Genomic DNA, 12,955 nt, shown 5'->3' with positions numbered 1-12,955 from the left:
ACAAACGGCTTTTTATTTTTATCTGACTTTGGTGATGCTATGTCCGATACTGCTGAAACGCTGCCGTCGCACGAGCGCATTGTGCTTTATGACGGCGTGTGCAAACTCTGTAACGGCTGGGTCAATTTTCTGCTGCGCTATGACAAGCGTCGCACCGTACGCCTGGCCGCGGTTCAGACTGAAAAAGGCAAATCCCTGCTGAAAGCCGCCGGTATGTCGCCTGACGAAATCAATACCATTGTGCTGCTCGAACGCGGCCAGGTTTATCTGCGCGCCGACGCTATTTTCCGCGTTATGCTTGGGCTGCCGTGGCCCTGGCGAGCGCTTTCGGTACTGCGCTTCTGTCCAAAGTTCATCAGCGACCGCTGCTATAATCTGATCGCACAAAACCGTTATCGGCTGTTTGGCCGATTTAATGAGCGACAAAAACCGCCGGCGGACTATCCGGGCCGGTTTATCGACAGGTAAAAAAACTACTGGCTTTCGTTACGCGGCAGTTTATGCTGGAAAATCAACGTAGTTATCGCCTGAGGTGAAAATTGTCCGTGCGTTTAAATGAATTTCAACAGCCGGTTGGCGAACCGCTTCCTGAATGGACGCCGCGCCCTTTGCCTGAACGCATAGCGCTGGCGGGGCGCTTCTGTATGCTGGAGCCGCTGGAAAGCGCCCGTCACTATGAGGATCTGCTGACCGCGTGGAGCAGCGCCGAAGACGATCGCGACTGGACCTGGCTGCCCGCCGGCCCTTTTAACGCGGAGGAGCTTCGCGACTATCTTGCCAGGGCCGAAGCCAGTCGCGATCCGCTGCACTTCGCCGTGATCGATCGACAAAGCGGTCGCGCGGTCGGTACGCTGGCGCTGATGAGGGTTGAGCCAGCGCACGGCGTGATGGAAGTGGGGTACGTGACCTTTTCGCCCGCGCTGAAGCGCACGCCGCTCTCTACCGAAAGCCATTTTCTGCTGATGCGTTACGCCTTCGATCGGCTGGGCTATCGTCGATACGAATGGAAGTGCGACAGCCTCAACGCGCCTTCGCGGCGGGCAGCAGAGCGTCTCGGCTTTCGCTATGAAGGGCTGTTCCGTCAGGCCATCGTTTACAAAGGACGCAGCCGCGATACCGCCTGGTTTTCCATTATTGATGAGGAATGGCCCGCGCTGCGCGAAGCTTTTGAGCGCTGGCTGGACGTCAGCAATTTTGACGCGGCTGGCGTACAGCGACTTTCGCTGGCTGATTTACGCCAGCAGCGGGCATAATCCTAATTTTCTTCACATTACTAAACAAGAAGTCATTAACTTTACTAACCTTTTACAGTCTGCGCTGCCGCATTGCCTGCGGGCCGCGCATTTTCCCTGTTTAAGGAGCCGGTAAATGACTTCCCAGGTAACATCCCGCCATTCGACTTTTGCGGTGGCCGTCTATTCATTGTTTCATCCTGTCCCGCTCGGCTTTTTTGTGGCGGGCTGGATCTTCGACATTATTTATCTCTACAGTACTGAAATTTTCTGGACACAGGCGGCGAGCTGGCTGATCGCTATCGGACTGATCGTTGCAATCGTTCCTCGCCTGATTAACCTTGTGCAGGTTTGGGTGGGCGTCTCTTATCCGCAGGGATCGGCGATAAAAGTGCATTTTTGGGCCTATCTGCTGGCGATCGTGCTGGAAATTTTCAACGCCTTTATTCACAGCCGCGACGCGTGGGCGGTGGTGCCTGCCGGCGTTATTCTCTCCACCCTGGCGGTGGTTCTGATGCTGTTCGCCAACGTGCAGCTCGCCGTGCGCGATCGCACCGCTTAAGGAGGAGTTATGAAAACGTCAACCACACTCTCACTGCTGGCCGTAACGGTTTCACTGCTGCTCGCCGGCTGTGATAACGGCGCTAAAATCGATCCCGCAAAGCAAACCGGTGCGGATCCGGAGTTGCCGGCGGCAAAAAACTTCCTTGTCCCGCCCATGAAGGTTCCGAACGGTACGCCATGGAAGGAGGGTGAAAAGCCCAGGGTCGCGGATGGTCTGAAGATAGAAAAAGTTGCGGACGGTTTTCAGCATCCGCGCCAGCTCTATACGTTGCCAAATGGCGATATACTGGTGGTGGAAGGCAGCGCTCCGGCAGCGCCGACCAGCCAGCCGAAGCAGCTAATCACCGGTCTGGTTCAAAAGGCCTCCGGCAAGGGCGGTGCCGGCGGCAATCGCATTACGCTGCTGCGCAGCAGCGACGGCAAAAGCTGGCAAAAATATCCTTTCCTGGAAAACCTGCGCTCGCCGTTTGGCGTGCAGCTTATCGGCGATACGCTGTACGTGGCGAATGCCGACTCGCTGATGAAATATCGCTATGAAAGCGGCGCGACGAAGATCACCGATCCCGGCACCGAGCTGACCGAGCTGCCGGGCGGGCCTGTTAACCATCACTGGACCAAGTCGCTGCTGGCCAGCCCGGACGGCAGCAAACTTTATGTCGGCGTCGGCTCCAACAGTAATATCACTGAAAACGGCATCGGCGCAGAGTATCGTCGGGCCGATATCCTGGAGGTCGATGCGGCAAGCGGCGCCAGTCGGATCTACGCCAGCGGGCTGCGCAATCCCACCGGGATGCAGTGGGAGCCGCAAACCGGCAAGCTGTGGGCCATCGTTAACGAGCGCGATGAAATCGGTGCCGATCTGGTGCCGGACTACCTGACATCGGTACAGGAAGGCGGCTTTTACGGCTGGCCTTACAGCTATTTCGGCCAGCACGTGGACGAACGCGTTCAGCCGCCGCGCCCGGATCTGGTGAAAAAAGCGATTAAGCCTGACTATGCGCTCAGCTCGCACGTGGCGCCGCTGGGACTGTGGTTCTATACCGGCACCAATCTGCCGGAGAAATACCGTGGCGGTGCTTTTGTCAGCGAGCACGGCAGCTGGAACCGCAAGCCGCTGAACGGCTATCAGGTGGTCTGGGTTGCCTTCCGCAACGGTATGCCGCAAGGACAGCCAGAGCCGGTGGTCACCGGCTTCCTCACGGAGGATCAAAAATCGGTTCGCGGCCTGCCGGTAGGCCTGACTATGGATAAACAGGGAGGTCTGATGATTGCCGACGATGCCGGAAACGTGGTCTGGCGCGTCACCGGCGCGACCGCGCTTTAACACGAGGCGTATTATCAGTCACTGCCATCGTTTTGCTGTAAAAACGTCGGCGCGCCCTTTTAAGTTTTTCATCACTATCAAGCCGCCCGGCGTTCTGCCCGGCGGTTTTTTTTTGCCTGAGGGCCTCGGGGACTATTCGTGCGGGCAGTCAGACGATGAGCAAAAATCCGCTTGCGGTTAAGATATATCATAGATATATTTTCCTGCGTCAATAAGAACAGAGACGGTTTACTATTACGGGCTAATTCCCGTCAGGAGAACTATTTTGACCGAAATAACGGGACGCGCTCCCCGTCGCGTAAGAAATGAACTGCGCTTTCGTCCGGTGGAAGTGATTGCGAAAACTTTTATCGCCAACAGCTTCTACCGCATTGAGTTCGGCGGCGAAGCGCTGGCCGGGTTTAATTCGGCGGGCTTCGACGATCACGTTAAGGTGTTTTTTCCGGATCCTGCCACAGGCGAGCTTTATCTGCCTCAGGTCACGGAAGAGGGCATCGTCTGGAAAGACGGCATTCGTCCGCTGGCACGTGACTACACGCCGCTGTACTTTAACGCGCAGAAAAACAGGCTGACGCTGGATTTTTATCTGCACGAGTCGGGCGTAGCCAGCGACTGGGCCACTACGGCGCATCCTGGCGACAGGCTGGCCATCGGCGGCCCGCGCGGCTCGCTGATCGTGCCGGAAGAGTACGCCTTCCAGCTTTACGTCTGCGATGAAACAGGCCTGCCCGCGTTTAAACGGCGGCTGAGTTCGCTTGGCGACAGGCCGGTGAAGCTTTATGCCTTTGCCGACGCAGCGCAGGGCAAAGCCTATCTTGGCGATCCGCCAAACGTGGAAATCGTCTGGCTGGGCAGCGGCAAAATGCAGGGTGGCGTCGGCTCGCTCATTGCCGAACTGGATAAGGTTGTCTTACCGGCGGACGACTACTTTATCTGGCTGACGGGCGAAGGCGCGGCGGTGAAGCAGCTCAGCGACTACTTTATCGGCAAGCGCGAGCGCGACGCTGATTTCGTGCGCGCGGTGGCTTACTGGCACGATAAGTAGGGTTGTTGTATTTTTCAGGGGCTAACTTACTATCCGTCCCCTTCAAACAGGCACAGGCAGGCGATGAAATCACAGTACGGTTCTCAACACGACTTATCAGGCGGCCCGGCCAGCGCCGCGCGGAGAAAACGGCGCGAAAAGATGCTGGACGCCAGCGACGTTCGCCTGCTGCTGCTGCACTTTATCGCGCAGGGCGCCGCACACGGCTACGAGCTGATTAAGACGATTGAAGAACTATCCAAAGGCGAATACAGCCCCAGTCCCGGCATTATTTATCCTAACCTGACGCTGTTGGAGGAGATGGAATGCATCGAATCCCGTGATGCGCAGGCGGCGCGCAAGGCCTATAGCCTGACCCAGGAAGGGGAACGCCAGCTGGCAGAAGGGCAGGAAACGCTGCATGACATCATTAACCGGCTCAGCTCGATGGCGATCCTCGTCAATAACCGCAGCATTCCGGAAGTGGAGCGGGCCATTAATAATATGCGTATGGCGCTAAATATGCGCCTTTCCCAGGCGGAGCTGCCGCAGCAGACGCTGCACGACATCATTGATGCGCTGGATGAAGCCGCGCGCAAAATCGAGCGCAGCTGATGCAGAGTTGTTCAGCTATCAATATAAATAGTCACGTTTTTTTCTAATGTTACCGGTAACTTTGCCGATATAAGCCACTTCTGAAACAATAATCAGGTGTGGCTATGTCCGTTTTTTCCCGAATCAAAACCTCCTCTTTCTTGCTCAGCACCATCGTTGCCTTCGGCACTCTACAGCTTGTCGCTGGCATTCTTTTCCTCAGCGCGTTGCATCACAATAAAGAGAGCTTCGAAACCGCCTCGAAGGCCAGCGATCGGGTGACCGCGCTGACCAATGCCTGGTATGAACTTAACGCGGCGCGCGCGGACGTTAACCGCGTGGTGATCTGGCTGCAAAAAGAGGGGCCGACCAGCAGCATAGTGAGCGGTATGGTCGCGCACGGCAAAGCGCAGCTGGCGCTGGCCGATCGCGATTTCAATAACTACCAGAACGGGCCGGTTCTTCCCGGACTCGATGCCACTCTTAACAGCAGGCTGGCGCAAAGCTATCAGGCATATGCCGGACAGCTTAATCAGCTGATGGAAATCGCTTCACGCCGCGATTTGACCGGCCTGTTCAGCATTAACGTTGCCGGCAATCAGAAAATTATGCAGGGCGATTACGATCGCTGGCGCGCCGCCGTTGGTCAGCTGTCGAAGATCACCTCCGCTGAAAGCAAACAGGTATTTACGCAGATGCTGTGGCTGATGGGCGCTATTTTGCTGGTGGTGCTGAGCGCTGTTATCGTCAGCTGGTCAGTGATTAAACGCGTGCTGATCCAGCCGCTGGCACGCGCGCTGGGGCATATCAACGCTATTGAGCAGGGCAATCTGACAGAGCAAATCGCGGTCGATGCGCGCGCCCGTAACGAGATGGGCCATCTGCTTTCCGGTCTGGCGGTCATGCAGCAGTCGTTGGTGAGAACCGTCGGCAACGTACGCAACGGCGCGGATACGATTTTAACCGGCGTCAGCGAAATTGCGGCGGGCAACAACGATCTCTCATCCCGAACGGAAGAGCAGGCGGCCTCGCTGGAGCAAACCGCCGCCAGCATGGAACAGCTCACCGCCACGGTGAAGCAGAACGCGGACAATTCCCATCAGGCGGCGAAGCTGGCGCTTTCAGCTGCACAAACGGCGGAGAAGGGCGGCGCTATCGTGGACGGCGTGATAAAAAGCATCTTTGGGCTGCAGGAAAGCTCTAAAAAAATCGCGGAAATCACCGGCGTAATTGAAAGTATCGCTTTCCAGACCAATATTCTGGCGCTGAACGCGGCGGTAGAAGCCGCCCGCGCAGGCGAAAACGGCCGCGGCTTTGCGGTAGTGGCGGGAGAAGTTCGCAGCCTGGCGCAGCGCAGCGCCGTAGCGGCGAAAGATATCAACGCGCTGATTGCTGAATCCTCGGCCCGCGTTGACAGCGGCTCCCGACTGGCGGGACAGGCAGAAGAATCGATGAGCGGCATCCTCAGCTCGGTACAGCAGGTGCGGGATATCATGGATGAGATTTCCTCCGCCTCTGAGGAGCAGAGCCGCGGCATCAGTCAGGTTGGCATCGCGGTGTCGGAACTCGATCAGGTGACGCAGCAGAACGCCGCGCTGGTGGAGCAATCTTCTTCAGCCGCCGCCTCGCTGGAAGAGCAGGCCGCTCGCCTGAACGAGGCGGTAGCCGTGTTTCGCCTGGCCGGCAGGAAAGAGGTAGCACGTCGTTCTGGCGTGACGGCTCAGAAATTACCGGTGCTGGCGAGCGCCTCAACGGATAACTGGGAAGCCTTCTGACCAGTTTTAAGCGTTAATAATTAAAGGCCCGAGCCGTCTTCGGGCCTTTGCATTTGCCGTCAGATCCCGCTGTAGCGAACCGCCTCAACGAACTTCGCAAAGGCGGAGGTATGCTGGCGGCGGCTGGGATAGTACAGGTAATAGCCCGGAAAAGGCGTGCACCACTCTTCCAGCACCTTTTCCAGCTGCCCTGCCTTAACCGCCTCCTCAACGGTATCCTCAGGTACCATCGCCAGGCCGATACCTGCCACGGCAGCTTTAATTCGGGTTTGCAGATTATTCAGCGTCAGCTGGCCGTCCACCTTCACGCGGATTTCGCGCTGCGCTTTGGCAAACTCCCAGGCGTAAATACTGCCCATTGTCGGCAGGCGCATATTGATGCAGTTGTGCTGCTGTAGATCCTGTGGCGTAGCGGGCTTGCCATAGCGAGCGAAATAAGCGGGCGAGCCCACCACAACCATCCGCCAGTCCGGCCCGATCCTGACGGCAATCATATCTCTGGCAACCTGTTCGCCCAGCCGTACGCCCGCGTCAAAACGGCCGCTGACGATATCCGTCAGGGAATTATCGGACATAATTTCGATATTCACTTCCGGCCACGCCTGTAAAAACTGTTCTACTACGGGCCACAGGGCGAAGGTAAGGGCGTGATCGCCCACGTTAAGGCGAATATTGCCTGACGGCCTGTCGCGCAGTTCACGCAGCGCAGCCAGCTCGTTTTCAATCTCTTCAAGGTGCGGGCCAATGGTTTTTATCAGGCGTTCGCCCGCTTCGGTAGGAGCGACGCTGCGCGTGGTACGGGTTAACAGACGCAGCTGCAACCGCTCCTCCAGCCCGCGTATGGCATGGCTTAAGGCGGACTGGGAGACGCCCAACCTGGCCGCCGCTCGGGTAAAGCTTCTCTCACGAGCGATCACCATCAGCGAGATAAGGTCGTTAAAATTTTCTTTCAGCATGGTTATCTCAGAGGTGAACAGGGCAGAGAAACGAGTGTAACCTGGCCGGTGCCGGGGTGCGACGGCTTACTGCTGTTTATCCGACTAATTTTAAATAAAATCAAAGTACTGCAAAAATCCCGCCCTGTCTTTACAGCCAAAGCGGACCAGTTTTTTGAGCATGGCGCACGCGTGGCGTTTTCGCTTTATTCTGATCATGATTGGTACTTTTCAGACGCTGTTTGCGCTAATCTGAATGCCACCCTGTCATTTTTTAATCAGAAGTTTCTTATTCAATTAGCCTGCTTTTTGAACCTCTTTTTACCGGGGAAATCCGGCACAATTCAGAATGCGCCCTCGACGAAAACAGAAATATCTTAATTACAAAATCGCTACAGGCTATCTTCGCCAGGCAAATAAAATTGGCAGTGGCGTAGATATTAACCGGACATCATTTTTACAAATATTAATACTTTAAATGGGGGGCGGGAGAAAAGTCCTGGTCCGGTTCGGGCCGATCAAATCTTATATAAGCAGCTGTAATATTTTTATTGTGCCCTTTCAACATTTTTAACAATTTGTTTACTTTTTTCTGGTTAAGGCTGGTCTCCATTTGAGGCGCTGATTAGAGAGACTGTGCCGGTGAGAAAGGCTGCAAGGTACTGACAGGCCCGGCATAACTGGTTTTTTACTTTTATGGAAAAATTGTGAGACGGTAGGTGTAATGCTTTATTTCATTGTGTATCTTTTTGTGTACTCCGTTGCAGCCAGTATTAACCGGACTACCCGAATAAATTGGCGATAAATTTTAACTAAATATTAACTATTTCCTGCGTAAGTATCCCCCCATTCAGCGGCAACTATTCTGCCAGTTTTGATAATAAGAATATGCCTGTATTTACTTGCGGCGGCCGATGTGATGGAGTACCGGGGCGTCATGGAATGAATACCAGGGCAAATTTGAATTCTAATAACATTACTCAGTGCGGTTAGCATTATTTTCTATGAGGTGGCGGTATGAGAGTCGGCGTATCTAACGATAACTACCCGGAGAAACGGACGATAATTGTTGATGCTGACGTGGAATATGTGAACTTCAAAAACAAGAACATTTATTCTTATATAAATCTTCTGAACATGAAGTTTCTTAAAAGAGACAAAATTTTCCTGTTTCGACCGCTGGTTGGTTCGCAGAAAAAAAACATTGATGTCTTTCACGTTTTCAACGAGATAGCAATAACCGACCGTAAATGGGTGGCGACGTTTGAAACCGAGCTGCCACGTATCCTGCCGCCTAAAAACGGCAGCAAAGAGGACAACCGCGCAAAGCTGCAACGGCTCTCTTCAGCGCTGACAGCGAATAATTGTTTAGCGCTGATCGCGCTTTCCGGCGCGGCCTATAAAATGGAAATGAAGCTGTTCAACGACAGTCCGGAGCTGTCGCGCGTGCTGCGTGAAAAAATGGTGGTTATGCATCCGCCACAAAAGCTCTACATGACCGAGCGACCGGCTCGTAACGCCGCCGACCCGGTTCATTTTGTTTTTATTGGCAAAGACTTTTATCGCAAAGGCGGTGGCGAAATCGTCCAGGCCTTCGGCGAACTGCTGGCCGCCAACGCTATCCAGCCGGAACAAATAAAAGTTACGCTGATAGGCGATCTTGAGAAAACGAACAACTACGCTTTCGGCCCTTATCAGGACGATCCGGCGTTTGCACGTGAGACGGAAGCGACCATTGCCCGCTACGATCTTTTCGAGCATCACAGCGCCATGCCGAATGATAAAGTGATGCAGCTGCTGCAAAAAGCGGATGTCGGCCTGCTGCCTACCTGGGCTGAAACCTATGGTTTTTCCGTGCTGGAGATGCAGTCCTGCGGCTGTCCTGTGATCACCACTAACGTGCGTGCGCTGCCGGAAATCAATCCGCAAGAGGCGGGCTGGTTGATTAGCCATCCGTTGAATGACGATTGTGACTATGCCATTACTTCTCTGCAAGATCGCGATGCCCTGCGTCGTAAAACGGTCGACCGTATGAAAAGCATTATTGAGGATATTATCCGCCATCCTGAGCAGATCCACGATAAAGCCAACGCGGCTATCGCCAGGATCCAGTCTGAGCATAACGTAGAAGCGTATCAGGCCAGACTGAAGAAGCTTTACAGTAAATAGCCTCAGCCTTAAACAACGCCGGGAGCACGCTCAGTCTCCCGGTCTGTACAACGCCGCCTTATCCCCTTTCAATCAGCATGCGCAATAAACAGACGTTGACAATTTCCACGCAATAAATGCCTGCTTTATGCATTCAGCAATGCGTACCCGGAATGCCTGCTTTGTACGCTCAGCAACCTGTATCTGAAATGCCGGCTTTATGCACTCAGCAACGCCTCACTGAAATGTCTGTTTTATACAGACGGCAATGCGTACGCGACATAATCCTTTCGCTCCTGAATTATCACCTAAAATACATTAATTAAATGGTATTTTCTTTTTGACTGAATTTGGTTAATTTTAAGTTGCGGAATTGTAATTTGAAATCAACTATCCCTGTGGTTAATTCGAGAGACGAAAATGATAAAGCTAACGAGTATTGTTATAGCAATCATCGGTATTGCTATGCTTTACATGGGTGGGAAACTGCTGCTGTTAGGCGGGTCGTCATTCTATGTGGTAATGGCGATTGGCCTGCTGCTGACGGCTATTGCGCTGTTTAAAAATAAAAAAATTGCGCTGTCGATTTATGCAATTTTAATGTGGCTGGTGGTCGCCTGGACCATTTATGAAGTTGGTTTTGATAAGTGGCAGTGGATCCCGCGCGGCGACATTATTGGCCTGGTTGGCGTCTGGCTGGCTTTACCCTGGATTGTGCGCCCGTTGTCAAAAGCGCAGGGCGCGACTAAACCTGCCGGCTTCCATCCTTTTCTCGGCACGACAGTTATCGTTATTATCGCTCTCGTTATCGGTCTGGCTTTCTATGACCCTTATCCGCAGGCAGGCAAGCTGACCAACAAACGCAGCCCGGTCGATACCGCCGTGGCGAGCAATGACTGGACGGCCTACGGTGGCACCAGCAACGGCCTGCGCTTCTCCGATCTGAAACAGATCACTAAGGATAACGTCAGTAATCTGGAGATAGCCTGGACCTATCATACCGGCGATCTGCGCACCGAAAAGGATGCGACGGAGTACACTTTTGAAGCCACGCCGCTGAAGGTGAACAACACCGTTTATTTCTGTACGCCGCATAATGAAGTTCACGCGCTGAATCCGGAAACCGGCGAGCTGAAGTGGAAATATCAGCCTGCGAAAGATCGTTCTTATCTGCAGCAGCATCAGACCTGTCGCGGCGTCAGCTACTATGCGCCAGAAGCACAGCCAGCGTCAGCAGCAGACGCGCCGGCCATGTGTCGCAAGCGCATTTTTAACGCGACCACCGACGCTAAGCTGATCGCGCTGGATGCGGACAGCGGCAAGCCATGCGCTGACTTTGGCGAAAACGGCATCGTTGATTTGCGTGCTAATATGGGCAACATTCGTCCACACGCGCTGATGCAGACCGCTGCACCGCTGGTCGCAGGTAATCTGGTGATCGTTGGTGGCTCGGTAATGGATAACGGCTTTAACAGCGGTAATCCATCCGGCGTTATTCGTGCATATGACGTCACCAGCGGTCGCCTTATCTGGAACTTCGATCCGGCTAATCCACAGCAGACGCAGCCGCTGTCGGCAGGCCAGACCTATCCTCAGGACACGCCGGTTGCGTGGGCTACGCTGAGCGCCGATCTGAAAAATGGCCTGGTGTATGTGCCGTTCGGCAACGCATCGCCAGACGAGCTGGGCAATCGCCGCGACGCTAACAGCAATACAGAGAAGTTCCGCGATACCCTGGTAGCGCTGGATTTAAAAACCGGTGCCTTTAAGTGGCGCTTCCAGTCATCCAAAAACGACCTGTGGGATCGTGATAATCCTTCCCAGCCTTCGCTGCTGGATATCGACTATCAGGGCAGCCGTCAGCCAGTGGTGATCCTGCCAACCAAAACCGGCAACCTGTTTGTACTGAACCGGTTGACCGGTCAGGCCGTCTATCCTGTTAATCAGGTAGATGTTTCTACTACAGGCGGCGTGCAGGGCGAGAAGTTTTCGCCGACGCAGCCCGTTTCGGCGCTGAACTTTATCCCGGATCCGCTGAAAGAGAAGTCGATGTGGGGGCTGACGCCGTTCGATCAGATGGCCTGCCGCATCGAATTTAAATCTATGCGCTATGACGGCAACCCGTGGACGCCTTCTACCGAAGCGGGCACCATTGTCTTCCCCGGAAATATCGGCGTATTTAACTGGGGCTCGGTGGCCATCGATCCGGAACGTCAAATTCTGATCGCTTCGCCGGTACGTCTGGCTTACAAGTACAACCTGATCAAGCGTACCCCGGAAACGGAAAACAAACGTCTGTTTACTAAAGACGGCACGCCATACTGGAACGAGAACTTTGAAGGGGATTACGCGATCCATATTCAGCAGTTCGCCTCCAGCCTGGGGATCCCGTGCATTGCCCCGCCCTGGGGTCGTATGGTGGGCGTCGATCTGACTACCGGTAAAACCGAATGGTTACGTCGTGTGGGGACTACCAAAAACCTGAAAACCACCTTCCTGCCGGGCCGCTTCCCGATTGGTTTCCCGATGGGCATGGTGGCGCACGGTGGGCCGCTGACGACGGCGGGCGATCTGGTGTTCCATGGCGCGACGGCGGATAATTTCTTCCGCGCTTACGACATCAATACGGGTGAACTACTGTGGCAAACCGAGCTGCCGGCAGGTGGTCAGGCAACGCCAGCCACCTATATGGGCGCGGATAACAAGCAGTATGTGATTATCGCCGCTGGCGGTCACGGTTCGCTCGGCACCAAAGCTGGGGACAGCGTTGTCGCCTGGCGCCTGAAGTAATCGTGATGTAATAAAAACACGGACGGCAGGATGCCGTCCGTTATTTATTTCTTCATAACGATTTCGACATCACCGCCACTCCTGCAAAAAACCTCAGCTTTGCGTCCGCTCCGTCAGACAAAAATCAGCTTGGCAGCAGTCAGACTCAGGATCGCTACCGTAAACATGCAGGCCGTCAGCCACTTAGTCTGTCCGGTTATCACTTTATACATCTCAGCCCGCATCAGATTCAGATCGTTCCTGACCACCGCCAGCTCTTCACGCGTCGGTAGCGTATCCACACGCGCGCTAAGCTCAATCAGGCTTTTCTGCGTGGCAAACGCTTCACTCCGGATAGCCAGCTCGCGAAGGTCGCTTTTAGTGGCAAAGGTCTCCATACGCTCATTCAGCACCTGTATATCGCTTTTAGTGGCAAAGGTCTCCATACGCTCATTCAGCACCTGTAGATCGCTTTTGGTGGCGAAGGTGTCAGCGCGTTCAGTCAGCACCTGTAGATCGCTTTTGGTAGCGAAGGTTTCGGCGCGTTCAGTCAGCACCTGTAGATCGCTTTTGGTGGCGAAGGTGTCGGC

General features: G+C 54.4%; 11 protein-coding genes. 9 read left to right on the top strand and 2 right to left on the bottom strand.

Annotated elements, in window-relative coordinates:
* Window positions 1–39: 39 nt before the first annotated feature.
* The 7 genes from EGK14_RS15545 (at window position 40) to EGK14_RS15515 (ending at window position 6,513) form a co-directional block, all read left to right on the top strand.
* A complete protein-coding gene (locus tag EGK14_RS15545) occupies window positions 40–468 on the top strand; it encodes a thiol-disulfide oxidoreductase DCC family protein (protein ID WP_125290007.1) in 429 nt (142 codons plus the stop codon).
* Between the two features lie 71 nt (window positions 469–539).
* Entirely contained in the window at window positions 540–1,253 is a 714-nt protein-coding gene (locus tag EGK14_RS15540) for a GNAT family N-acetyltransferase (RefSeq protein WP_199746450.1), read from the top strand.
* A gap of 115 nt (window positions 1,254–1,368) precedes the next feature.
* Entirely contained in the window at window positions 1,369–1,794 is a 426-nt protein-coding gene (locus tag EGK14_RS15535) for a DUF2231 domain-containing protein (RefSeq protein ID WP_125290006.1), read from the top strand.
* A 9-nt stretch (window positions 1,795–1,803) separates the two neighbouring features.
* Window positions 1,804–3,120 carry a sorbosone dehydrogenase family protein gene (locus EGK14_RS15530; protein WP_125290005.1) on the top strand — a complete coding sequence of 439 codons (1,317 nt, stop codon included), beginning with the start codon at window positions 1,804–1,806 and terminating at the stop codon, window positions 3,118–3,120.
* Between the two features lie 262 nt (window positions 3,121–3,382).
* A complete protein-coding gene (locus EGK14_RS15525; RefSeq protein ID WP_125290004.1) occupies window positions 3,383–4,165 on the top strand; it encodes a siderophore-interacting protein in 783 nt (260 codons plus the stop codon).
* 63 nt (window positions 4,166–4,228) lie between these two features.
* Window positions 4,229–4,759, top strand: a complete 531-nt coding sequence (locus tag EGK14_RS15520; protein ID WP_233598513.1) for a PadR family transcriptional regulator — start codon at window positions 4,229–4,231, stop codon at window positions 4,757–4,759.
* A 104-nt stretch (window positions 4,760–4,863) separates the two neighbouring features.
* On the top strand, window positions 4,864–6,513 hold the full coding sequence (locus EGK14_RS15515; protein ID WP_125290003.1) for a methyl-accepting chemotaxis protein: 1,650 nt from the start codon (window positions 4,864–4,866) through the stop codon (window positions 6,511–6,513).
* A gap of 59 nt (window positions 6,514–6,572) precedes the next feature.
* Here EGK14_RS15515 and EGK14_RS15510 read toward each other — a convergent pair whose 3' ends face one another.
* The gene (locus EGK14_RS15510; RefSeq protein ID WP_125290002.1) at window positions 6,573–7,469 is read right to left on the bottom strand and encodes a LysR family transcriptional regulator; all 897 of its coding nucleotides are present in this window, start codon (window positions 7,467–7,469) and stop codon (window positions 6,573–6,575) included.
* 996 nt (window positions 7,470–8,465) lie between these two features.
* On the opposite strand from EGK14_RS15510, the gene EGK14_RS15505 reads away from it, so the two are divergent.
* A complete protein-coding gene (locus EGK14_RS15505) occupies window positions 8,466–9,617 on the top strand; it encodes a glycosyltransferase family 4 protein (protein WP_125290001.1) in 1,152 nt (383 codons plus the stop codon).
* Window positions 9,618–10,016: 399 nt separating this feature from the next.
* Window positions 10,017–12,386 (top strand): membrane-bound PQQ-dependent dehydrogenase, glucose/quinate/shikimate family, encoded by a 2,370-nt coding sequence (locus tag EGK14_RS15500; RefSeq protein ID WP_125290000.1) that lies wholly within the window; start codon window positions 10,017–10,019, stop codon window positions 12,384–12,386.
* 113 nt (window positions 12,387–12,499) lie between these two features.
* Here the strand turns inward: EGK14_RS15500 and EGK14_RS21305 are convergent.
* Window positions 12,500–12,955: hypothetical protein (locus EGK14_RS21305; RefSeq protein ID WP_199746448.1), on the bottom strand; the 456-nt coding region annotated here is incomplete at its 5' end.

Origin of the sequence: Erwinia sp. 198, from assembly GCF_003937915.1 — a bacterium.
Taxonomy (GTDB): domain Bacteria; phylum Pseudomonadota; class Gammaproteobacteria; order Enterobacterales; family Enterobacteriaceae; genus Erwinia; species Erwinia aeris.
The sequence above is the reverse complement of the archived record's forward strand: the minus strand, read 5'-3'. Positions and strand labels throughout refer to the sequence as shown.